At 73.7% G+C, this 22906-nt stretch carries 15 protein-coding genes; 7 read left to right on the top strand and 8 right to left on the bottom strand.

Annotated elements, in window-relative coordinates; genetic code table 11:
- Window positions 1-39: 39 nt before the first annotated feature.
- The 6 genes from KGS77_RS33030 to KGS77_RS33005 all read right to left on the bottom strand — a co-directional run bounded on the left by KGS77_RS33030 (window position 40) and on the right by KGS77_RS33005 (window position 6005).
- Window positions 40-1326 carry a phosphatase PAP2 family protein gene (locus KGS77_RS33030; RefSeq protein ID WP_277994338.1) on the bottom strand — a complete coding sequence of 429 codons (1287 nt, stop codon included), beginning with the start codon at window positions 1324-1326 and terminating at the stop codon, window positions 40-42.
- Window positions 1327-1626: 300 nt separating this feature from the next.
- Window positions 1627-2673: a hypothetical protein gene (locus tag KGS77_RS33025; protein WP_242586985.1), complete on the bottom strand. Its 1047-nt coding sequence runs from the start codon at window positions 2671-2673 to the stop codon at window positions 1627-1629.
- Between the two features lie 162 nt (window positions 2674-2835).
- The gene (locus KGS77_RS33020; RefSeq protein WP_242586984.1) at window positions 2836-4467 is read right to left on the bottom strand and encodes a M48 family metallopeptidase; all 1632 of its coding nucleotides are present in this window, start codon (window positions 4465-4467) and stop codon (window positions 2836-2838) included.
- Between the two features lie 151 nt (window positions 4468-4618).
- The gene (locus KGS77_RS33015) at window positions 4619-4834 is read right to left on the bottom strand and encodes a hypothetical protein (protein ID WP_242586983.1); all 216 of its coding nucleotides are present in this window, start codon (window positions 4832-4834) and stop codon (window positions 4619-4621) included.
- Between the two features lie 50 nt (window positions 4835-4884).
- A complete protein-coding gene (locus KGS77_RS33010) occupies window positions 4885-5079 on the bottom strand; it encodes a hypothetical protein (protein WP_242586982.1) in 195 nt (64 codons plus the stop codon).
- 17 nt (window positions 5080-5096) lie between these two features.
- The gene (locus KGS77_RS33005; protein ID WP_242587826.1) at window positions 5097-6005 is read right to left on the bottom strand and encodes a LysR family transcriptional regulator; all 909 of its coding nucleotides are present in this window, start codon (window positions 6003-6005) and stop codon (window positions 5097-5099) included.
- Window positions 6006-6172: 167 nt separating this feature from the next.
- On the opposite strand from KGS77_RS33005, the gene KGS77_RS33000 reads away from it, so the two are divergent.
- Window positions 6173-7174, top strand: a complete 1002-nt coding sequence (locus KGS77_RS33000; RefSeq protein WP_242586981.1) for an NADP-dependent oxidoreductase — start codon at window positions 6173-6175, stop codon at window positions 7172-7174.
- 104 nt (window positions 7175-7278) lie between these two features.
- Here the strand turns inward: KGS77_RS33000 and KGS77_RS32995 are convergent, their stop codons facing one another.
- Window positions 7279-8850 (bottom strand): AarF/UbiB family protein, encoded by a 1572-nt coding sequence (locus KGS77_RS32995; RefSeq protein ID WP_242586980.1) that lies wholly within the window; start codon window positions 8848-8850, stop codon window positions 7279-7281.
- A 608-nt stretch (window positions 8851-9458) separates the two neighbouring features.
- Here KGS77_RS32995 and KGS77_RS32990 point away from each other — a divergent pair.
- The 6 genes from KGS77_RS32990 to KGS77_RS32965 all read left to right on the top strand — a co-directional run bounded on the left by KGS77_RS32990 (window position 9459) and on the right by KGS77_RS32965 (window position 22185).
- Entirely contained in the window at window positions 9459-9746 is a 288-nt protein-coding gene (locus KGS77_RS32990) for a hypothetical protein (protein ID WP_242586979.1), read from the top strand.
- A 164-nt stretch (window positions 9747-9910) separates the two neighbouring features.
- Window positions 9911-13192: a type I polyketide synthase gene (locus KGS77_RS32985; RefSeq protein ID WP_242586978.1), complete on the top strand. Its 3282-nt coding sequence runs from the start codon at window positions 9911-9913 to the stop codon at window positions 13190-13192.
- Window positions 13193-13424: 232 nt separating this feature from the next.
- Window positions 13425-16313, top strand: a complete 2889-nt coding sequence (locus KGS77_RS32980; protein ID WP_242587825.1) for an SDR family NAD(P)-dependent oxidoreductase — start codon at window positions 13425-13427, stop codon at window positions 16311-16313.
- Window positions 16314-16436: 123 nt separating this feature from the next.
- Window positions 16437-18683 (top strand): 3-hydroxyacyl-ACP dehydratase, encoded by a 2247-nt coding sequence (locus tag KGS77_RS32975; protein ID WP_242586977.1) that lies wholly within the window; start codon window positions 16437-16439, stop codon window positions 18681-18683.
- Window positions 18680-20629 (top strand): PfaD family polyunsaturated fatty acid/polyketide biosynthesis protein, encoded by a 1950-nt coding sequence (locus KGS77_RS32970; RefSeq protein WP_242586976.1) that lies wholly within the window; start codon window positions 18680-18682, stop codon window positions 20627-20629. The genes KGS77_RS32975 and KGS77_RS32970 overlap by 4 nt, the downstream gene beginning before the upstream one ends.
- Window positions 20515-22185 carry a GAF domain-containing protein gene (locus tag KGS77_RS32965; protein ID WP_242587824.1) on the top strand — a complete coding sequence of 557 codons (1671 nt, stop codon included), beginning with the start codon at window positions 20515-20517 and terminating at the stop codon, window positions 22183-22185. Before KGS77_RS32970 ends, KGS77_RS32965 begins: the two co-directional genes overlap by 115 nt.
- A gap of 144 nt (window positions 22186-22329) precedes the next feature.
- On the opposite strand, the gene KGS77_RS32960 is transcribed toward KGS77_RS32965, so the two are convergent.
- On the bottom strand, window positions 22330-22782 hold the full coding sequence (locus tag KGS77_RS32960) for a pyridoxamine 5'-phosphate oxidase family protein (protein ID WP_242586975.1): 453 nt from the start codon (window positions 22780-22782) through the stop codon (window positions 22330-22332).
- Window positions 22783-22906: the final 124 nt, after the last annotated feature.

Here is a 22906-nt window from a genome sequence, read left to right as displayed (position 1 = left end):
GGGCCGCGCGGCCGGTCATCGACGCGATCGGCGTGACTCTCACACCGGTTCGGGTTGCAGTTCCGGTTGCGGCGCCGGTGCGGCTTTCGGTTCCCACCGTTTGGTGGTCCGTGCATAGCCGTAGATCACCGAGGCCATCGCCAGGATGAGAAGTGGCCCGAACACGTAGGGGTGCCTGGCCATGTGCACCGGCAGATAGCGGTAGGACACCAGGAGCGCCGCGAAGACCGCCGTGCCGTAAAGGGCCAGCCGGATTCCCGACCGGTCCCGGCCGCGGTCGAGCGAGCGCAGTGCCGCCTCGATCGTGAGCGTGAACACCACGCCGGCGATGAGGTCCACGCCGTAGTGGTAGCCGAAGCCCAGCGTCGCGCCGAGCGTGGCGACCAGCCAGAACGCGCCGGCGAACCGCAGGACGCGGGGGCCCGTGCGGGAATGGATGAAGATCGCGGTGGCCCACGCCGTGTGCAGGCTGGGCATGCAGTTGCGCGGGGTGACCTCGTCGTACGGCATCGGGTGCGGGGTGCCGGCCGGCGGCAGCGTGTCCGGCCACAGGTGGGCCAGCGCCCAGTGCCCGCCGCCGGTGCCGAAGGCGCCGTCACCGTAGGTGAAGACCGGCCCGACCACCGGGAAGATCATGTAGATGGCCGGCCCGAGGAGGCCGATGACCAGGAAGGTGCGCACCAGATGATGGCCGGGGAAGCGGCGCTCGACCGCCACGTTGCGCAGTTGGTACAGGGCGACGACGACCGCGGCCACCGCGAGCTGGACGTAGACGAAGTCCAGGACGTGGGCGCCGACCGGGCCGGTGGCCTTGACGAGCCGGCCCACCAGCCACGACGGGTTGCCCAGCGCGTGATCGGCGGTCGCCACGTACAGGTCGAGCACCGTCGGGCGGGTCTTGGAGGTGATCAGCAGCCAGGTGTCGCCGGTCTTGCGGCCGGCCACCAGCAGCAGGCCCAGGCCGACGCCCTTCAGCAGCAGGACGCGTTCTTGGCCGGTGCGGCGCGTGACGGCGATGACCGCGCAGCCCAGGATCACCCACAGCGCGCCGTTGCCGAAGGTCATCTTGGCGCCGGCCGCCCACCGCACGAGGAAGAAGACGGCGTCGATGCCGATGGCGGCACCGGCCGCGATGAACCGCTGCCGCCAGGTGAGCGTCACCATCATCAGCGTCATGCCGGCGTACAGCAGCGGCCCGGACGCGGGGGCGAATATGATCTCTTGCGCCTGGTTGGTGATCGGCCCCGGCAGGCCGTAACGACGCGCGGCGATCTCCAGCGCGATGAAGAATCCGAGGGCCACCACACCGGCCGTGGCCCAGAGAATCGCCCGTGGCCGACGCCGTGCGACGCACGTGACTCTGCGGTTTTTTCGCGAAAACACCCGTGATGGTCGAGATATCAATTGTCTGGCCGCTTTGTTAGATGGTGGCTAAATGGATCACTTTTCGTGCCGGATGGCGTTGTCTTTCCGGTGAAGTGGACATTGAGGACGATCACCGTGAGATCGAACATGCTATCGGAGCTGGTACGGGTGGGTTTCTCAGGTCACGGGTGCCGCGAAGGCCGGCCGATCCCTGCGGCCGAGGACTCGACGCGTCAGGGATGCCTCCGGCGCCCCCTCCGCTCAGTCGCCGCTCACGGCACCCCGCAGTGCCTTGGTCCGGAAGCGGCAGTAGAACTTGGCCGGGTCGGTGCGGTAGCACCACGGCAGCGCGTTCACATAGCCGTCCACCTGCCGGAACTGTTCCAGGGCCGCCTCGTGACGCTCCTGCTTCGTCAGGAAGTACGCCAGCATGTGCCGGACCGTCGCCACCCTGGGATCGTCCGGGCGCGCCGCGGCGATGTCGGCCAGCGCCTCGTCCGTCATTCCCATGACCTCCGGCCAGCCGTACGCCTCGGACGGCGCCTCGTCGTCGTGGTGCTCGAACCAGGCGATCAGACGCAGCACCGTCAGCAGGCTGCCGCGCGGAGCCGCCGCCACGGCCTGCCCCGCGAAGTCGCGGGCGGCCTCGGCGGAACCGCGCCACTTCGCGCACCAGTACTGGAGCGCGCACAGGTGCCCTTCGAAGTGGTAGGGGGCGCGGGCGGTGACCTCGCTCCACAGTTCGAGCATCGCCTCGTGCGGCGCGCCCAGGCCCATGTACAGCGGGATCTTCTTCACGTACGGGGTGGGGTCACCAGGGAGGGCCAGGGCCTCCGCCCGCTCGAACGCCTCCCGGGCCTGCGCCAGCACCCGGTGGAACCCGGCGAACTGTTCGGCGGTGGTGTGTTTCGCGTAGGCGGCGCCCCGGATCTCCCAGGCCAGGGTTACCTGCGCGGCGGCGCGGACCACGGCCGCGTCCGGGTCGTCGGGAAGCTCCGCCTCCCAGGCCCGCAGCCAGGTGTCGTCCTCGGCCGCCCGGTCGGCGACGACACCCACCAGTTCGGAGCGGCGTTCCCAGTCCGTGCCCGCGGCGGCGATCGCCTTCGCGGCGGTCCGCCACTCGCCCCGGGACAGGGCCGCCGACACGGCGTCCGCCTCGGGGTCCGGGCAGGACCGCTCGGTGTTCTGCCGCTCCGGCGGCAGCAGGTCCCCGCCGGCCGCGACGGCGAGCTTGGTCGTACGCCTGCGCTTCCACAGCCAGACGCAGAGCGAGACGGTCAGGACGATGAGGGGAAGGATCCCGTGCATGGGATGTGGCGATCCAATCGGGGGTGTGCGCCGGGCGGCATCGGTGGCCGCCGGCGACGTGAGTGGTGGTCGGTGAGTTGTTGAGTTGTGGAGGGGGGCCGGCGGGTTGGGACCGGTAGGCGCTGGACGGTGGCGGGCCGTTGGTCGGCGCCGGGGGCGGGTTCAGGCGGCGAGGAGGCTGCGGAGCGGGCCCGTGTCCGGGGCGTCCGTGACGGCGGCCCGTACCGCCGCCGCCAGTTCCTCCTCCACGTCCCGCTCCCCCGGCAGCCGCAGCCGGGGCCCGGCGTACCAGGACAGCTCCCAGCGCGCGCCGGCCGCCTCCACCAGGGCCAGCTCCGCCAGATGCTGCACCCCTTCCTCCAGCGACGGGCGCAGGAACTCGCGTGCTGCCCGGCCGCTCGCCCGGGCGGCCTCCGGCGACTTGGGCAGATGGCCGGCGACCGGCCACAGCCGCCCCGCGTCGACGGCGTCGAGCAGGAGCGCCAGGTCCCGCGCCGCGCCGCCCGGCGGGATTCCGGCGGCTGCCATCGCCGTACGCAACGGCCGGGCGCCGGCCTCCGTCAGCGTGTGCACGGCCCGGTGGGTCAGTTCCGGCCAGTCGGCCCGTTCCATGGCCAGTGCCTCCGGTGTGAGGACCGCGTCCTCCAGCTCGGCGAGCACCCGCTCCGTGTCACGCAACAGCGTCAGCGCGGCCCGTACCGGGGCCGTGGCCGGGCCGTCGTCGGGCAGTGCCTCGATCAGCCGTACCCGTTCGGCCAGCGGCGGGTGCGAGTCGTACGGGGACACCTCGCCGGAGGGGAGTTCGCCGCGCAGCTCCGCCAGGCCGGACCGCAGTTCGGCGTCGTCGAGCAGCCGCCGTACGCCGCCGGTGACCTCGCCGCGCGGCGGGAGCAGGCCCGCCCGGGCGCCCAGAGCGACGTAGCGGCTCATATAGAAGTCGTGGACGGCGTCGAGGACGGCGATCTCCCGCAGCGCCGAGGCCGTGGCGTCGCGGCCCGCGACGCGGGCCGCCACACGGTCGGCGGCCAGCTCCTGCTGACGGGCGACACTCTGCGTGGCCCGTAGGTAGAACCGCGCGTACGCCTGGAACGGCCTGGCCACCACCCCGTACAGGAGCGGCCTGATGATCCGTCCGAGGGCGGACCGGACCCGGCCGGCGCCCGCCGCCTCGCGCTTCCCTGCCCCGGCGGCTACCGCCTCCTCCTGCCGGCGTGTCGCCCCGTCGGCCCGCTCGCGCCGCGGTGCCCGGAAGCCCTCCACGGTCCGCAGTACGCTGTCGCGGCCACGCAGGGTGATGCCCGCCAGGCGGGTGTCCGCGTTGCCGTAGTGGCCCAGTTCGTGGGCGAGGACCGAGTGGAGCTGTGGTTCGCTCAGGCCGATCAGCAGCGGTACGCCGAGGTGCAGGCGGCGCCGGCCGGGCAGCAGGCCCAGCAGCCGGGTGTGCTCGTGGACGGCCGCGTTCACCTCCGCGGTGAGCAGGACCGTATCGGGTGCCCGGGTGCCGGTGCGCTGGGCCAGCGCGCGGACGGCGCGCCACAGTTCGGGCTGCCCGGCCTCGGTGACCGCAAGGCCGTCCGTGCCGCTTCCGTCCCCCGTCCCGAGTGTGCAGACACCCCGCACAATCGGAAGGCCCAGGACCACGGCGAGGGCGGTCACCGTGAGCGCGCCCGCGGTCGGGGCCCGGCTCCAGGCCACGAGGGCGGCGCAGGCGAGCCCGCCGAGTACGGCGAGGGCGAGAACGTAGAACCCGGCCAGCAGGAACAGTGCCCGCAGGGCCCGCAGAGATGTGCCCACAGGGCGAAGTCCCCCACAAACAGAAAAACAGTGCGAGAGGATCATATGTGCGACGGCGCCATGGCCAGGATCATTTTCGCGGTCACCGAACACATCTACGGCAGCGTCGGCCGTCATGCCGCCGGCTCCCCATGGGGAATACTTCGGGGCGTCACCTCAGGAGGAATACCGTCCCGTCCGCCAGGAGCCGGGGCCGGAACCGGGCCGTCGGGCCGCCCTCGAAACCCGCGGCATCGATCGTCCGCAGCAGTCCGCGCAGGGTGGCCAGGAATTCGTCGTACTCACCGGGATCCCGGCCGGAGCCGAAGGCGGCGGCCCAGTGGGCGACGGCCGGCGCGCGCAGGAAGCGGTCGGCCGAGCTGTTCACCGGTACGGTCTCGCCCCACCCGGCCAGTACCACGTGCCCGGTGGCGTGCACTATTGGCGGCCCGCCGGATGTGTCCCGTGCGCCGCCCAACCGCCCATCCGGCTCTTGCCGACGCCGGGCGCCCCGGTGACCACCCGTACGTGGTCCCGGTCGCCGCCGCGCGACCACGCCACCAGTTCCGTACACGCCGCGGTCCGGGCCGCCACGCCGTGCCGCATCTCCACCGGCCTTGGCCTCGCTGTCATTCGTCCAGCTCCGTCGTTCAGCTCGCGGCCGGTCCGGCGTCGGCCCATGCGGGGGCGGAGGCGGGCGAGCGCAGTTCGCGGATCAGTGCGCGTACCGCTGCCGATTCGGCGGCTTCCGGGGTCGTCACGTAGCCGACGCCGCGGCGGGGCGGCCGTGGCGTCAGGGGGGTGATGGTGACGTCGGCGGGCGCGCCGGTCAGGGTCAGCATGGGCATGATCGACATGCCCATGCCGCGGGCGATCATCGACAGCACCACGGTGTCGTCCTCCACCCGGATCGTGGCCGGCGGGATCCAGTCCTGGCCGGCCCACCACTCGCGGGTGTACGAGCCGCAGTTCTCGTCCCAGTCGATCAGTGGCAGCGTCCGCGGGTCGGCGTGCCCGCGGCCCGCCGGGTGCGCCAGCGCGTACGGCTCCTCAAAGAGGCGGGCGCCGGTCAGGCCCGGCGGCGGGCCCGAGGCGTCCAGTGTGGCGATGCCCAGGTCGGCCCGTCCGTCGGCGACCTCGCCCCCGGTGCCGCGGCCGATTTCCCGTACGATCCGCACCTCGGGCACCAGGCCCGGGTGACGGCGGGTCAGCCGCTCCAGCACGGCGGGCAGCAGGTGGGCCGCGGCGCTGCGGAACGATGCGATGTGCAGCGGGCCGGTGATCGTCCCGTCCTGCGCCCCGCGCACCTCCTGCCCCATCGTCTCCATCAGTCGCAGGATCCGGCGGGCGCGGGCGACCGCCCGGGTGCCGGCGGCGGTCGGCCGGGCCCCGTGCCGGCCGCGGTCGAAGAGGACGGCCCCGAGCTTGCGCTCGCAGGTGCGTACGGCGTGGGAGACGGCGGACTGGGTCAGGCCCAGGCCGGTGGCCGCCGCGGTGAACCCGCGCTCTTCTTCGACCGCGATCAGGATGCGCAGCTCGTGCGGCGAGAGGTCGCTCATGTGGCGGAAGTATTCCATGAGCGGATTTCATGGAAAGCCCGGTTCCATCGATGCGGGCCTCTGCCCGGGGCGGCGACGGTTCCCTACGGTGAGCAGGGCGCGGCCGACGATCACCTGCGGACCGCCGCACCCGCACCCATACGCCTTCTTCTCGTCCAGGAGTCCACGTGACCGGCACGGCCGCCCGCTTCGTCCACCAGATCTCCCGTCCCGACGGCTTCCCGACCGCCGCGCACTTCGCCTTCACCGAGGCGACCGTTCCCGCGCCCGCCCCGGGCCAGGCCCTGGTGGAGAACCTCTACCTCTCTGTCGACCCGTACATGAGGGAGCTGATGGACGGCGGCTGGGACCTGAACGCGCCGCTGGAGGGCCGCTCCGTCGGACGCATCATCGCCTCGCGCGCGCCGGGGCTGGAGGAGGGCGCCCTGGTCTTCCACCGCAAGGGGTGGCGTACCCATGCGTTGGTGACGCCGGAAGAGGTACGGGTCCTGCCCGCTCACCGGGGGGTGCCGGCCCGTTCCTATCTGGGCGTCCTGGGCGGTACGGGCCTGACCGCCTACGTCGCGCTCACCCGTACGGCGTCCCTGAAGCCCGGCGAGAGCGTCTTCGTCTCCGCGGCGGCGGGCGGCGTGGGCAGCGCGGCGGGACAGATCGCCCGGCTGCTGGGCGCGGGCCGGGTCATCGGCAGCGCCGGCTCGCCCGCCAAGGTCCGGCGGCTGACCGGGGAATGGGGCTTCGACGCGGCGTTCGACTACCACGACGGGCCGGTCGGCGACCTGCTGGGCGAAGCCGCCCCGGACGGCATCGACGTCTACCTCGACAACGTCGGCGGCGACCATCTGGAAGGCGCCATCGCCCACCTCCGCGATTTCGGCCGCATCGCCTGGATCGGCGCGATCGCCCAGTACCACAGCGCCCGGCCGCCCGCCGCGCCCCGCAACCTTTTCGACATCGTCGAAAAGAGCCTGCGTCTGGAGGGCGTGCTCGTCCGCAATCACCGCGATGTCCAGGGCGAACTGGAGGACTTCCTCGTCCCCCACCTCCAGGCGGGGCGGGTGGTGGACGTGCAGACGGTGGTCCACGGCTTCGACAGCGTGGTGGACGCCTTCCTCGGCATGCTGGGCGGCGCCAACAGCGGCAAGATGATCGTGCAGTTGGGGGCGGAGTAGACGTACGGAGAGGCCGGTGCGCGACGGCCCGGGTCGGTGGTCGTTGGTCGGTGGTCGGTGGCCGGTAGTCGGTAGTCAGTGGTCGGGCCATCGCTTCGGCCCGGTCAGCGTCGGCGGCGGCGCAGCAGCCACAGGAGGGCCGCCGCGCCCAGCAGATGGCGTTCGGTGCGCCGGAGCCGGGCGTTCGCGCGGTGGTCGACCAGGGAGAAGGGGCGGGTGACGGGCGCCTGCTGGACGGTCAGCTCGCCGCCGGCCAGGCCCCGGCCCACGGCGCGGGCCTGCGGCAGCAGGGTTTCCAGACCGCAGAGCATCTGGAGAGCGGTGTAGGCGAGTTGCGGTTCGGCGAGCGACTGCCGGGCGTACTCCGCCAGCACCCGCCGGCTCTGGCGCACCAGGATGTCGGTCACGGACAGGTGCGGGGCGAGATAGCGTACGGCGCCCTCCATGTTGGCGAAGGACTTGCCCAGGATGCCGATCATGGGGTTGGTCTGGATGCCGCGCCGGCTGGAGTGCCGCAGCAGGGCGGCCAGCGAGGCGCCGAACTCCAGCCGTTCCAGCGGGACGGAGGCGAGTTTCGGCACCACGGCGGCCATGTCCTGTTCGAACCCGCCGATGTCCGCCCAGGCGGTGGGTCTGCCCATTTCGGGCCAGGTGTGGGCGACCGCGTGCGCGTCGTTGTTGGCCAGGGCGAGCAGCGTCATCATCAGCGTCATGCTCAGGTGCCGGTCGATACGGCCGACCATGCCCCAGTCGATCAGCGTGGCCGGGCCGCCCGGGCACACGAAGATGTTGCCCGGGTGCGGGTCGGCGTGGAAGCGGCGGTCGATGAAGTAGCCCTGGTACATGACCGTCAGGAGGTCGGTACCGATGCGCTCGCGTTCCTCGTCCTTGAAGGCCGCCGGGTCGGCCTGGCGGATGCTGGTGCCCGGGGCGCGGCGCTGGATCAGGACGCGCGGCGTGGCGTGCACCACGGCCGGCACCTCGATCCCGGGGGTGGCGGCGACGGCGGTACGTGCCTGGTCCATGTTCGCGGCCTCCAGGGTGAAGTCCAGCTCGTCGTGCATGGCGTCGAAGATCACGCCCAGCATCGCGTCGAAGCCGATGGTCTCGCTGAGGACCGGCGTACGCCGGGCGAGCAGCCGGGTCGCGCCGCGCAGCAGCCGCATGTCGGCGGCCATCAGCGTGGTGATGCCGGGGCGCTGGACCTTGACCACGACGGGCCGGCCGTCGGCGAGGGTGGCCGCGTACGCCTGGGCCAGGGAGGCGCAGCCCAGCGGCCGGGCGGCGTCGAAGTCCCGGAAGCGGCCGTGCCAGCCGCGTCCCAGGTCCGCTTCCAGTACGGCCGCCATCCGGTCGAAGGGGCAGACCTCCGCCCGGTCGTGCAGGTGCTCCAACTCCCGTGCGAGAGCGTGCGGGACCATGTCCTGACGGGTGGAGAGGATCTGGCCGACCTTGATGTACAACGGGCCGAGCCGCTCCAGGGCACCGCGGATCCGTACCGCGCGCTGCCGTGCCCGCCGGCCGTCCTCCGCAAGGCCGGGCCCGTTCCGCCGGCCGGTGCCGCGTACCTCCTCGGCCAGGAGCCCCGCGGCGACGGTCAGCAGCAGTCGGCCACGCTCGGCGAGCACCGGCACCTCCAGTGAGCAGCGACCGGCCGACCGGTCACGCGCGGGCATGGACGAGCGGCATGTCCGTACGCCGCGGATGACTGTGTCCGTATGGGAAGGCCGGAAGGATACGTAGCGATGCGCCCCTTGTTAGCTGGCTCGGACGACGGGTGTTGAAACGTGCGTGGCCGGTGGAGGGGTCCGGGCGGCCGGGATCTCGTTCCCCGGTCTGCGCACGGTGCGTGAAACCACTCGTTCGAGTCCCGCGGACGCGAATGTGCACGGCGGTCGGTACCGGAAAGCGAAAAGGCGCACGCGGCGCACTTCCCGCGCGCGGCGGAACCGAATCACGTACCGGAAGCACGTACCGGGCGTGAAGACCGTGCCGCGCGCCGGCCATTTCTCACGGATTTTTCGCGCGGATACGGCGGTGAGCGGTTCGACGTGAATGCGGTCGGATAGCACGGGCCGATTCCTGGGTAGAGCAATGACGGGCGACTTTGCGCATTCGGGCCATGGCCCGGCCGCGTGCAGCAGGCGCGAGGACGTACGTCTGCCCGTCCGGGCGGCGGCGTTCCCGCGGACCGCCGGGGACATCGCCTCCCCACCATTCCGACAGCTCCGACAGTCGAGACCGCCTCATCCACTCGCAGACCGGGAAAGGACCGTGTCGCGCCATGCCGATGCACCGATTGGGTCACTCACTGCACACACTGGTCGCGGAGACCAAGGAGTTCCTGGACGACATCATCACCGCATTCGAGAAGTACGAGGGCTTCGGCCGGACGGCCACGGCCAGCGGCACCGACCGGCCGGGCCCCGCCCCCGGTACCGCGCGGCCCGCGAGAGGCGACCGCGACACCCGCGACACCGACGAACTCGACAAGCTCCGCGCCGAACTGGACCGATTGCGCAAGGCCCTGGAAGAAGTCGCCCAGCGGCCCCCGAAGTCGCCGGCGTCCTAGGGCGCTTCTGATGGATCTCCGCGGCCTCGCGACGCCCGGCACGCACCCTCGCCGGGCGATGCGCCGCACGGACGGGAACCGCACCTTTCGGCCCGCTCTCTTCACCGGGCGGGAAGCCCGCCCGAAGCAGCCACGCCATGTCATGGAATTCGAGGTCCCACGTGGTGGATTCAACCCGTTTCCGACTGTCCGGAAGCCCGGTCGCCGTCATCGGCGTGGCCGGAATGTTCCCGCAGGCCCCCGATGCCCGGGAGTTCTGGCGCAATGTCGTGGCGGGCCGTGACTGCGTCACCGGCGTTCCCGAATCCTCCTGGAGTGTCGCCGACCATTACGACCCCGATCCGGCGGCCGAGGACAAGACCTATGCCCGGCGGGGCGGATTCCTGTCCCCCGTCGTTTTCGACCCGGCGGAATTCGCCATGCCGCCGTCGACGCTCGACTCCATCGGCCTGGTGCAGTTGCTGAGTCTGCAGGTCGCCGGAGAGGTGCTCAAGGACGCCCGGTGCGCGGAGTCGGCCTGGTACGACCCGGACCGTACGGGCGTGATCCTCGGTGTCTGCGGCCAGAACACCACCCTCTTCCCGCTCGCCGCCCGCCTCTGCTCTCCCCGCGTCAAGGAAGCGGCGCTCGGCTGCGGAATTCCGGAGCCCGACGCGGAGGAGATCGCCCGCAGGTTCGCCGCGTGGAGTCCCGGCTGGACGCAGGACAGCTTCCCCGGGGTCCTGGCGAACGTCGTGGCGGGACGCATCGCCAACCGGTTCGGTCTGGGCGCCACGAACTGCGTGGTCGACGCGGCGTGCGCCAGTTCGCTGGCGGCCGTGCGGATGGCGGTGGACGAACTGGCCGCGCACCGCGCGGACCTCATGATCACCGGCGGCTGTGACGCGGACAACTCGATCTCCACGTTCCTGTGCTTCAGCAAGACCCCCGCCCTGTCCCCCGGCGAAAACGTCAGACCCTTCGACCGCGATGCCGACGGCACCCTGCTCGGCGAAGGCATCGGCATGCTGGCCCTCAAGCGGCTGGCCGACGCCGAGCGGGACGGCGACCGCATCTACGCCGTCCTGCGTGGCCTGGGGAGTTCCAGCGACGGGCGGACCGGCAGCATCTACGCGCCGAGCGCCGCCGGGCAGATGACCGCGCTGCGCCGCGCGTACGCGGACGCCGGGGTACCGCCCGGGTCGGTGGGGCTGATCGAGGCCCACGGGACGGGCACGCCCACCGGTGACACGGTCGAACTGGAAGCGCTGCGCGGTGTGCTCGGCCCGGCCGACGGCCGGCCGCCGACCGCCGTCGGCAGTGTGAAGTCCCAGATCGGGCACACCAAGGCAGCCGCCGGGGCGGCCGGTCTGATCAAGGCCGTACTGGCGCTGCACCACAAAGTCCTGCCGCCCACCATCAACGTCGACACCGTGACGGACGCGGCCCGCGACAGCGGCCTGTACGTCAACACCCGCGCACGGCCCTGGGTCCGCGACCCGCGGCAGCCGGTGCGCCGGTGCGGTGTGTCGGCCTTCGGCTTCGGCGGAGTGAACTTCCACGCCGTCCTGGAGGAACACCCGCCGTCCGACCGGCACGCCCGCGTGCCGCACCACACCGCACAGGCACTGCTGTGGCACGCCCCCGATCCGGCCGCGCTGCTGGCCCTGCTGCGGGAGGGCGCGCCGCCCGTCGACGGCCCGGTCCCGCCGGACCACGCCCGCCTGGGAGTCCTCGCCACGGACCCGGCGGACCGCGACACGCTGATGAGCGCGGCGGCGGCACGGCTGGCCGCCCGCCCGGAGGCGGACCGCTGGAGCCTGGAGGGGCGGGCGCACTACCGGCGTAGGGGAGTGCCCGCCGGGACGAAGGCCGCCGTCCTGTTCGCCGGACAGGGCAGCCAGTACGTGGACATGGGACTGACCGCCCTCCTCGGCATGCCCCCGGTCCGCCGCGCCTTCGATGACGCCAACGCCCTGTGGGCGGGTGAGGAGGAGACCCTCGCCCAGGTCGTCCACCCGGAACCGGGGCGGCGTGACCCGGCGGCGCAGGCGGAGCGGCTGCGGCGTACCACGTACGCACAGGCAGCGGTCGGCGCGCTGGCCATGGGCCAGTACGCCTATCTCGGCGCCCTCGGGTTCGTGCCGGACGCGGCGCTGGGCCACAGTTCCGGCGAGGTCACCGCCCTGTGGGCGGCTGGGAGCCTGTCCGACGCGGACTGTCTGCTGCTCACCCGGCGACGCGGCCTGGCCATGGCGCCGCCGTCGGACGGGGACGGCGAGGCCGGGGCCATGGCGGCGGTACGCCTGTCCGTCCGGGAGTGGCGCGAGCGGGCCGCGGACCACCCGGAGCTGACGCTGTGCACCATCAACGCCCCGGACGAGTTGGTGGTCGGCGGTCCGGTACGGGCCGTCGCGGCCCTGGCCGAGGAGTCCGCGCGGCGCGGCGGGCCCGTCGTGCACCGGCTGCCGGTGGCCGCCGCCTTCCACACGCCGCTGGTCGCGCACGCCGTGGAGCCCTTTGCCCAGGCCCTGGCCCAGGCCGGTCTGCGGCCACCGGCCGTCCCGGTCCTGGCCAACACCCCGGGAGCGCGGTACGGCACGGACCCGGAGGCCAACCGGCGCGTCCTGGCCCAGCAGATCGTGCGCCCGGTGGACTTCGCCGGCCGGGTCCGGGAACTGTACGCCGACGGCTGCCGGGTCTTCGTGGAGTGCGGACCCCGCCAGATCCTGAGCCGTCTGGTGCTGCGTACCCTCGGCGGGCAGGCCGTGGAAGGCGCGGAGGCCGTGGACACCGCGGAGGCCGTGGACACCGCAGAGGGCGTGGACGTCGCAGAGGCCGTGGACGTCGCAGAGGCCGTGGAGGCCGTACCGACCGATGCCGGGCCGGGCACCGACAGCGCGGCGGCCCTGAAGAACGCGGCGCTGCGGCTGGCCGTCCTCGGCTTCGGCCTCCGGGACATCAACCGCCACGACGCCCCGCCGCCGGCCGAGCGCCCCGAACCGTCCCCGGTGGCACGGCTGTTGGAGGGCCCCTCGTTCGCGGTCCGGGCGCGGCGGGCCCGGTACGAGGCACAGCTCAAGGCCCCGGTCCCCAGGGCGCCCGAAGCGGCTGAGGTGCCAAAGGCGCCCCCGGCCCGTACGGACAGCGCCACACCGCCCGGCCCGCCCCGCGCACCGGCACGGCCGCCCCCGCCCCCGCCGCCCCGCGGCCGACGGCCAGGCGGTACTCGTACGCGCCGCGACAGCCCAGCTCGACCTGCACAGTCAGTTCCTGTCCGGGCAGTTGGAGACCGCCCGGGCCCTGGCGGAGGCAGTGGGCCACCGCGACGGCGAGCCGCCGGACACGACCCTGCTCGCCTGCGTCGAGGCCGTACGGGAGCACAGCGCCGCGCTGGGCCGGGCGCACATCCGCGGCCAGGAGATCCTGCTGGAGCTGGCGCGCACGGGTCTGGAGGCGGGCCGTGACGGAGCGCCCGTACGGGACTTCCGCGCCGGGCCGGCGGGCACCGGTGCGCGCGCGTCCGCTACTGCGGCGTACGGAGAAACCCGAACGCCGGCGATCGACGGCGCCACTGTCATCGCCGAGGGCCCGGCCCCCACCGAAGAGACGACGCCCACCGAAGAAACGACACCCGCCGGAGACACGACACCCGCCCAGGACGTCGCACCGGCAGGCACCGGCCACCCGCCGGGGCCGGTGCCCGCGCCCGCCTCCCCCGTGGTGCAGCCGGACCCGCCCGGCCCGGCCCCCCTGCCCTCCGACGGCCCGCCCGAGGACGCCACGGAAGTCGAACGCATCCTGCGGGAACTCGTCGCGGAGAAGACCGGCTACACCGTCGACATGGTCGACCCGGCCCTGGACATCCAGACCGACCTGGGCATCGACTCGCTCAAGCAGGTCGAGATCGCCTCCGAGGCGTGGCGCCGTTACCCGTTCCTGCCCCGCGAGGAGATCTACCGCTTCGCCCAGGCGCGCAGCGTCCGGGAACTCGCCCGGATGCTGACCACGGGCCCCGCCGCGACCACCGTGAGCGCCGCGACCACCGCCGCGACCACGACCACCGTGAGCGCCGCGACCACCGCTGCGACCACGACCACCGCGGCGACCGGCACGTCGGCCGAGCAGCACGCCGGGCTCCCCATGGTGGCCACCGGCCGCGCCTGTCTGGGGCTGCGTCCGCTGCCCGCGGTCGACGTCCTCGCCGACGCCTACGCGCCGCAGCCCGTCGCGCTCCTGGTGGACGACGGCAGTGCCTCGGCGGACGCGCTCGCCGGCGCGCTGCGGGAGCAGGGCTGGGACGCCCGGCGCATCGCCCTGCCGGGTGTGGCCGTCCGCGCCCCCGCCGCAGAGTTGGCCGACTGGCGCGAGGAGACCCTGAAGGAGCAGATCGGCCGGGCTCTGTCGCCGGGCCACCGGCTCGATCTGTGCCTGCTGGTCGCCGGGCACGGACCCGATACGGACCCGGGGACCGCCGTCGCCCGTCTGGCTCACGCCGTACTCGTCGCCAAACACACCGTCCCCGCGCTGAGGACCGCCGCTGCCGCCGGACATCGCGCGGGCCTGCTCGCCGTCACCCACCTCGACGGCGCCGCGGGTCTGGCCGGGTCCGGCGGCCACCTCGGAGCGGCGCTGTACGGAGGGCTCGGCGGCCTGGTCAAGGCGGTCCGCGTGGAGGAAGGCGGCCTGTTCTGCCGGGCCGTGGACATCGCCCCCGGCACCGACTGCGCGGCGGCGGCCGAGCAGGTGCTCAAGGAAGCGGCGGACGCGGCACCCGAGACCGAGACCGCCTGGGACGGCACCTCGCGCCGCGCGCCCGCCCTGTCACCGGAGCCCGCCGGCCTGCTGCCGGCCGGAGGTGCCACCGACCCGCCGGGACCGCAGGACCTGCTGCTCGTCACCGGCGGGGCGCGCGGCATCACCGCCTGGTGCCTGACCGCGCTCGCCGCCCGGTACCCGTGCCGCTTCCTGCTGCTGGGGCGCACACCGATGGAGGAACTCCCCGCCTGGGCCGCCGGCCTGGACGGCGTTGCGGCGCTGCGCGAGGCGTGCGCCGGGCAGGCCCGCGCCGTCGGCCAGGACCCCGGGGATCCGGACGTCCGCGATGCCGTCGAGGCACGCGCCCGGCATCTGGAGCGGCAGCGGGAGATGCACGGAACGCTGACCGAACTGCGCCGGCTGGGGGCCGGGGCCGAGTACGTCGCCGCCGACGTCGGCGACGCCGATGCGGTCCGTGCGGCGCTGGCCCCGTACCGGGACCGGGTGACCGGTGTCATCCACGGTGCCGGAGTCCTGGCCGACCAGCCGCTCGCGGACAAGACCCCGCAGGACGTCGAGCGGGTGATCGGTACCAAACTCACCGGTCTGCACCTGGTCCTCAGTTCCCTCCCGGCGGACCGGCTGCGCCACCTGGTGCTGTTCACCTCGGTGTCCGGCATCTACGGCAACGGACGCCAGACGGACTACGCGGCGGCCAACGAAGCCCTGAACCGGTTCGCCTGCGCCTGGAAGGCGGCCCACCCCACCACCAGGGTCGCAGCCCTCGCCTGGGGTCCGTGGCGCGGCGGCATGGCCTCCGGGCACGCCCAGGAACTCTTCCAGCGGCTCGGGGTGCCGCTGCTGACCCGCGAGGAGGGGTGCGCCCACTTCACCGGGCAGTTCGCCCCGGAACGCAGTGCGGACCTGGTCACCGTACTCGGCCCCCTCTCCTCGGTCTTTCCGCCCGCCCCGCTGCCCGCCGAGGGAGCCGTGCTGCTGCGGGACCTGAGCGGGCTCGCCGCCGAACCGGTCCTGCGCGACCACCGTATCGACGGAAAGCCCGTGCTGCCGATGACCGCGGCCCTCGGCTGGTGTCTGCACGCCGTCGAACGGACCGGCGCCGGCCGGCCGGTGACGGAGATCCACGATTTCAGCGTCCGCAAGGGGATCGTGCTGGACGGCACCGAGCCGGCCCGCGCCCGGGTGGTGCTGCGTCCGCACTCCGACGGCCGGGTCGCGGCAACCGTGCTCGATGACGATGCGTCGGGTCAACTCCTGCGCTACGAGGGCCTGTTCGCCACCGGTACGGAACCCGGCGAGCCCCCCGGGCCGCTCTCCCTGCCGGCCCTCCCGCCGTCTCCGTACCGGCGCCATGCCGCGTACGACGACGGCTTCCTCTTCCACGGCCCCCTGCTCCAGGGACTCGGCCCGGTGCTGTACGAAGACGACCGCCGGCTGACGGTGGCGGCCCGACTGCCCGACCCGGCGTTCGCCCACGGCGCCTACGCGGGGGCGCGCCACAGCGCGGCTCTGGCCGACCAACTCCTGCAGACTGCCTTCCTGTTGGGCCGGCGGGTATGCGGGTACCGCTGTCTGCCGGTCGCGGTGGAACACATCGCGCTGCCGGCGCCGCTCCCCGACGACGAGCCTTTCGTCATCACCGCGGAACTCCGTGACCACAACCCCCTGGAGCTGACCTGCGCGGTGACGGCCTGCCGCCCCGACGGCACCGTCCTGCAACGGTGGTCCGGCATCAAGGGCATCGTGGCCGCCCCCGAACTCGGCAGCCGGGCCGCCTGGCCGGCCGGGTCCCCGGCCGACGCCCGTTGACGGGCCGGGGCACCGCCGTCCCGCCCGCGCCCCGGCCGGAAGCCTTCGAGACCACAACGAACGGACAGTGACCACAGTGACCATGGACGATCTCGGATTCGACGGCCCGACCGGAGTCCTGCCGTGGTGGCCCGAGGAGGAGCCCGGCACCGCGCAAGCGCCGGTGGCCGGCGTCTCCCACACCACCGGCGTCTCCCACACCACCGACGCCCCCGCACCACCGACGCCCCGCCTCCCGCCGACCCGGCCGAACTCCTGCGTACGGCCCACCGGACCACCCTGCGCGCCCACCAGACCCTGCAGACCTGGCTGCTGGCGAGCACACGGCGGCCCGCGCCGGACGGGGACACCCACGAACCCGCCCCTGGCCCACTGCCCACCGGCACCGCCACCGCGGTCATCGACGCCGGCGAGCGAGCCGTCCCGCTGAGCGGCCCGGCAGCGCCCGGCCCCCTGCACATCACTCTGGTCTGGCATCAGGAGCCACCACGGACCACCGACGCCCTGCGGGTCACCTCCCGGCCCGGACCGGGCCCGCCCAACTGGGCGGTGCGGCACGGCGGAGCCCTCGTCGCCGAGGCCCGCCAAAGGACCGTACGGGAGCGGGAAAGCCCGCCACCGGCCCCGGCCTCCCCGCAGTGGCGGCCCCTGGCCGACGCCGCGCGCCACCGTCTCACCCGCGCCGACCTGGCATCTCTCGCGACCGGCCGGACCGCCGACGTCTTCGGCCCCGCCCATGGAGCGGCAGCCGTCCCCACGGGCGGGTGCGATCTGACCGGGCTGCACCTGCTCGGCGAAAGCGTCGAAACCGTCCTGTCGGGCACCGGCACCGGCCGGCACGGCCTGGGCCACCTCACGGCCACCCTCCCCTCCGGCGGCGCTGCCGGCCGGACATGGGCGGAGCTGGTCTGCGCGGTCTGGCAACTCCTGTACGTACACGCCCTGCACGAAGGTATGCACCTGTGCCTGCCCGGCCCGTACGCCCATCCACTGGTCGGCGCGCCGGTCGACGTACGCATCACCGGGTCCGCCCGGCCCGCCGGGCCGCTCACCCTGGACGCCGAGGTCACCGGGATCGGGCTCCTCCCCCGTCCGCACCTCGTGGCGGATGTGCGGGTGACCGGCCCGCACGGCGCCGTGGCCCGGGTGGACGGTGCGGGGGTGGCGCTCCGCGAAGCTCCGGGCTCCCCCGTCGCGCCGCTCCAAGGCGCCGGTGCCGACCGCCGGTCCGCTCTCGGTGAGCCGGTGGCCGCCCATGAACTGCACATGGCTCATGCCGCCGACGGCGACCTGGCCGTCGCCTTCGGGCCCGCCGCGCGGACGTGTGCCGCGCGGGTCCGTCCGCGCCTGCCGCGCGGTGACATGCTGATGCTCGACCGCATGGTCACCGCGCCGCCCGCCCTGGGCACCTACCCGGTCGGCACGGCCCACGTCACCGAGTACGACGTTCCCCGGGCGCCTTGGTACGTACGGGAGAACGCCGGCGTCTTCCCTTGGTTCGCGCACCTGGAAAGCGCCCTGCAGGCAGCGGCGTTCGTCGGGGCGGCGCTGGGCGCGAGCCGGGAACACCCCGGTGAGGACTTCACCGTCCGCAATCTCGACGGCCGCAGCCGACTGCTGCGTCCGGTCCACCTGTGCGGGCGTACGGTCCGCCAGCGCACCACTTTGCTGTCGCACACGCCCGTGCCCGGAGCGGTGCTCCAGCGCTACGCCTTCGAACGCGAGGTGGCCGGCGAGGTCTTCCAGCGCGGGGAGACCGTGCACGGCTTCCTCACCCGGCCCTTCCTGGACCGGCAGCAGGGGCTGGACGGCGGCCGGAACGTCCTGCCCTGGCTGCACGCCCGGCAGACGCCCGTGCCGTCGGCCCGCCAACTGGACGCGGACGCGGCAGGGCACCTGACGCACGGCCGCCTCGCCCTGCTGTCCGGCGCCGTGTGCACCGTCCTCGCGGACGGCGGCGGGCGGCACGGGCTGGGGTACCTCCTGCTGACCAAGGCCGTGGACGCGGACGACTGGTACTTCGGACAGCACTTCCGCGACGACCCCGTCATGCCCGGATCCTGCGGGGTGGAGATGCTCTTCCAGGCCCTGGCCTTCCATCTGGTGCACACCGGGTCGGTGTCCCAGGATCAGGCGCGCGGCCTGGTCCCGGCGCCCGGGGCGGAACTGCGCTGGACCTACCGGGGCCAGATCCTGCCCCACCACCGGGAGGTCGAGGCGGAACTGCACCTGCGGGAGCTGCGCCGCGACGGCGACCGCCTGGCTGCCGTCGCCGACGGCAGCGTCTGGCGCGACGGGCTGCGCATCTACGCGGTGGACGGCATCGCCCTGCACACCGGTGGCCGGCGGGAGGAGGCGGTGCGCGCATGACGGTCGTGCACGTCGACCGGGCCGGCATCCGCGCGGCGCTGGCCGCGCTGGACCTGCCCTGTTACATCGTCCGCACCCAGGGACGCATCGGGGCCGCCAACGAGCGTCCGCGCCCCGCCCCGGGCACCGGCGTACTCGCCGCGGCGGCACCGGCCGACCCCCGTCTGCTGGGCTCCGCCGCCTTCCTGCGGCGGCACGCGGTGCGAGCGCCGTACATGGCGGGGTCCATGGCGGGCGGCATCTCCTCGGAGGAGCTGGTCGTGGCCCTGGCCCGCTGCGGGTACCTCGCCTCCTTCGGCGCCGCCGGGCTGGAACCCGTACGCATCGAGCGAGCCGTCCGCGCACTGCGCCGGCGCCTTCCGGACCTGCCGTGGGCCTGCAACCTCATCCACAATCCGGCCGCGCCCCGGGCCGAGGCGGAGACCGTCGATATCTACCTCCGGCACGGCGTGACCCGTATCGAAGCCTCCGCGTTTCTCGCCCCCACCCTTGACCTGGTACGTTTCCGCGCCACGGGGCTGCGGGCCGGCCGCGACGGGACCGTACGGGCGGAGCACCGGGTGATCGCCAAGGTCTCCCGGGCCGCCACGGCCGCGTTCTTCCTGCGCCCCGCACCGGCCGAACTGATCGCCGCGCTGGCGGAGCGGGGCGCGCTGACGGCGGAGCAGGCGCGGCTGGCCGCCCGGGTGCCGCTGGCGGACGACATCACCGTCGAAGCGGACTCGGCGGGCCACACCGACCGCCGCCCCCTGGTGACACAACTCCCCCTCGTCCTCGCGCTGCGCGACCGGGAGGCCCGCGCCGGGCACCCGGGCGAAGCGGTCGGTGTGGGCGCGGCAGGCGGCATCGGCACCCCGCAGGCCGCCTTCGCCGCATTCGCCCTGGGCGCCGAGTACGTCGTGACCGGTTCGGTCAACCAGGGGTGCGTGGAGTCCGGTACGTCCCCGGCGGCCAGGGCGCTGCTGGCCGCCGCCGGTGTCGCCGACTGCGCCATGGCGCCGTCCGCCGACATGTTCGAAATGGGGGTGGACGTCCAGGTCCTCAAGCGCGGAACGCTCTTCCCGGGCCGGGCGGCATGGCTCCACCGGCTCTACCGCGACCACCCCTCCCTCGAAGCGGTCCCCGCCCCGGACCGCGCCCGCCTGGAACGGGAGATCTTCCGCCGGCCGCTGGAGACGATGTGGCCCCTGGTCGCCGCGTACCTCAAGCAGCACCAGCCGGAACGGGCCGAGCGGGCCGAACACGACCCCCGGCTCCGTATGGCGTCGGTCTTCCGCTGGTACCTGGGCCTGTCCTCCCGCTGGGCGACGCACGGCGACGGGGACCGGCAGGGCGACTTCCAGATCTGGTGCGGCCCCGCGATGGGAGCCTTCAACGAGTGGGTACGGGACACCCCGTGGAGCGCCCCGGAGAACCGGCACGTGGCTGACGTGGCGTCAGTGCTGCTGCGCGGCGCGGCCTACCACAGCCGGCTGGCCCAGTTGCGCTTCGCGGGCGTCCGGCTGCCGCCCTGGTGCACACGGTGCCCACCGCCGACGGGGACGGACCAAGCCCCGACGCCTGCGCCGAGGACGTCGTCGACGAAGTCCTCGGCGGCCGGGCCCCCGTCACAGCGCGGCACCCCTCGGGCAGCCCGCCGTGCCCCGTCGCCGACCGGGCCCCCTGGCACGGTGGTGAAGGGGCTGTGGCAACCTAGGCCCTGTCGGTCGCCGGGACATGGCCCCTTGTGGCACTGCGGGGGCAATGGCCGTTTCCATCGGTGGGGTTCGAAGGAGTGTGGATGGTGGGCGGCGTCGAGGAAAGCAGCCGGCTGCGGCTGCCGCAGCTCAGGCTGGATGAGCTCCTGGACGAGCTGCAGGTCCGTATCGACGCGGCACGCGGCACCCGGGACCGGGTGCACAGCCTGCTGGAGGCGGTGCTCTCGGTCGGGCGCGAGCTGGATCTGAACCAGGTGCTGCAGCGCATCGTCGAGGCGGCGGCGTTGCTGGTGGACGCCGAGTACGCGGCGCTGGGCGTGATCGGCCGGGACGGGAAACGGCTCGTACAGTTCCTCACCGTGGGTCTGACCGAGGAGGAGATCGCCGCCATCGGCCCCTACCCGTCGGGGCTCGGCATCCTCGGCGAGCTGATCCGGCACCCGGAGCCGCTGCGCCTGGAGAAGATCTGCGCGCACGCCTCCTCGTACGGCTTTCCGCCCAACCACCCGCCGATGAACACCTTCCTGGGCGCGCCGATCCGGGTGCGCGGGCAGGTGTTCGGCAATCTCTACCTCACGGAGAAGCGGGGCGGCGCGCTCTTCGACGAGGAGGACGAGGCGGTGCTCTCCACGTTGGCCGTCGCGGCCGGGGTGGCGATCGACAACGCCCGCCTGTACGAGGAGTCCATGCGCCGCGAGCGCTGGCTGCGGACCAGTGCGGAGGTCACGCACGGCCTGCTGTCGGGCAGCCCGCGGGCCGGGGTGCTCGGCATGATCGCCGAGCGGGCGCGGGAGATCACCGCGGCCGAACTGGCCGTGATCGCGCTGCCGGTGGAGGGCACGGACAATCTGGCGGTGGAGCTGGCGATCGGCCACCAGGCCCACCAGCACCGCGGCCTGGTGATGCCCATTCAGGGCAGCTTGTCCGGGGAGGCGTTCGGCACCGGGGAACCGGTCACCGCCGCCGATGTGTGCAGCGATCCGCGGATGTCGCCGGGTCCGCCCCGGTTCGCGGGGCTGGGGCCGGCGGTGGCGGTGCCCATCGGCACCGCCGCCGGGGTGCGGGGGGTGCTGTTCCTGGGCCGGGCTGCGGCGCAGCCGGAGTTCACCGAGCAGGAGATCGAGCCGTTGCGGGGGTTCGCCGGGCAGGCGGCGGTGGCCATGGAGATGGCCGACCGGCAGCGCGACGCGGAGCAGTTCGCGCTGCTGGAGGACCGCGACCGGATCGCCCGGGATCTGCACGACCTGGCCATCCAGCGGCTGTTCGCCACGGGGATGACGCTGCAGAGCGCCGGACGTCTGATCGAGAACGAGGCCGCCGCCGAGCGGGTGGCGCGGGCCGTGAACGACCTGGACGACACCATCAAGATCATCCGCTCGACGATCTTCGGGCTGCGTACCCCGGAGACCGGGGCCGGGCAGGGGCTGCGCGCGCGTGCGGTGCAGGCGGTCGGGGCGGCCACCGGGCCGCTGGGCTTCGCCCCCAGCCTGCGGATGGAGGGCCTGTTGGACACCCAGGTCCCCCGGGAGGTGGCCGACCAGGTGGTGGCGGTGCTCGGCGAGGCGCTGAGCAACGCCGCCCGGCACGCCCAGGCTTCCCGCGTCGATGTCGTCCTCGGGGCGACGGAGGACGAGGTGGTGGTGACGGTGACCGACGACGGCGTGGGCCTGCCGCCCGACGGCCGCCGCAGCGGCCTGCGCAACCTGGCCGAACGCGCCGAACGGCTGGGCGGCTCCCTGCACCTGGCCGCCCCGCCCGGTGGCGGGACGGCCTTGACCTGGCGCGTGCCCCTGGGCACCTGCTGACCGGACACGGGCCGCCGAACGGTCCGCAACGCGGTTCGCAGCACGCTTCGCAGGAGAAGTGACATGCCCCCATGAGCTGCCCGGTGGCGGAGCCGGGCAGCTCATGGACGGGATCGGGCCGGCCGGCGGGGGCGGCCGGGCCGGTCAGTTCCGCTGCGACATCACCGTTTCCGGAGTGCACGACCGTGTCGTGGGGCCCAGATCCCGGCCGGTGATCAGCTCCGGCGCGATCCGGACGAACACCGGTTCGTCCATGGGGACCCAGGAGTGCGGAACCGTCACATCCAGCCGTGCGATCTCCCCGGGGGAGGTCACGACGGTGGCCCGTCCGGTGACGACGACGCTCCAGCCGGTGCGGGTCGTCTCGTCGAAGTGGTCCGCCTCGAAGGCGACCACGCTGTCGTCCACGGCGCCGGCCATCTGTGAGGTGGCCGACGTACGCAGCAGGACCGCTCCGTCCTGGTCCAGGCAGAAGTTCACCGGGAGGACGGCGGGCAGTGCGTTCTCGGTGTAGACGACCCGGCCGAGGGGGACCCGGCCGAGCAGGCGCAGGCACGCGGTCCGGCCGAGTGTACGGAGGCTGTCGTGTTCGTGCATGGGTCCATGGTCAGCGCGGCCCCCGGGCGGTGGAAGGGCCGGTCGGCCCTGATACGTACGCCGTGGCCGTCGTGAACCGGCCAGGTGGCCTGACCGGTTCACGACGAGCGGTGCCGCCCAGGAC

This window comes from Streptomyces sp. MST-110588 (assembly GCF_022695595.1).
Lineage (GTDB): Bacteria > Actinomycetota > Actinomycetes > Streptomycetales > Streptomycetaceae > Streptomyces.
The sequence above is the reverse complement of the archived record's forward strand: the minus strand, read 5'-3'. Positions and strand labels throughout refer to the sequence as shown.

Bases quoted from the DNA above. Each gene is read 5' to 3' on its own strand.
- KGS77_RS32995 (WP_242586980.1), bottom strand. From the start codon at position 8,850: ATGCCCGCGCGTGACCGGTCGGCCGGTCGCTGCTCACTGGAGGTGCCG.
- KGS77_RS33010 (WP_242586982.1), bottom strand. From the start codon at position 5,079: ATGACAGCGAGGCCAAGGCCGGTGGAGATGCGGCACGGCGTGGCGGCC.
- KGS77_RS32990 (WP_242586979.1), top strand. From the start codon at position 9,459: ATGCCGATGCACCGATTGGGTCACTCACTGCACACACTGGTCGCGGAG.
- KGS77_RS32960 (WP_242586975.1), bottom strand. From the start codon at position 22,782: ATGCACGAACACGACAGCCTCCGTACACTCGGCCGGACCGCGTGCCTG.
- KGS77_RS33005 (WP_242587826.1), bottom strand. From the start codon at position 6,005: ATGAGCGACCTCTCGCCGCACGAGCTGCGCATCCTGATCGCGGTCGAA.
- KGS77_RS32970 (WP_242586976.1), top strand. From the start codon at position 18,680: ATGACGGTCGTGCACGTCGACCGGGCCGGCATCCGCGCGGCGCTGGCC.
- KGS77_RS33025 (WP_242586985.1), bottom strand. From the start codon at position 2,673: ATGCACGGGATCCTTCCCCTCATCGTCCTGACCGTCTCGCTCTGCGTC.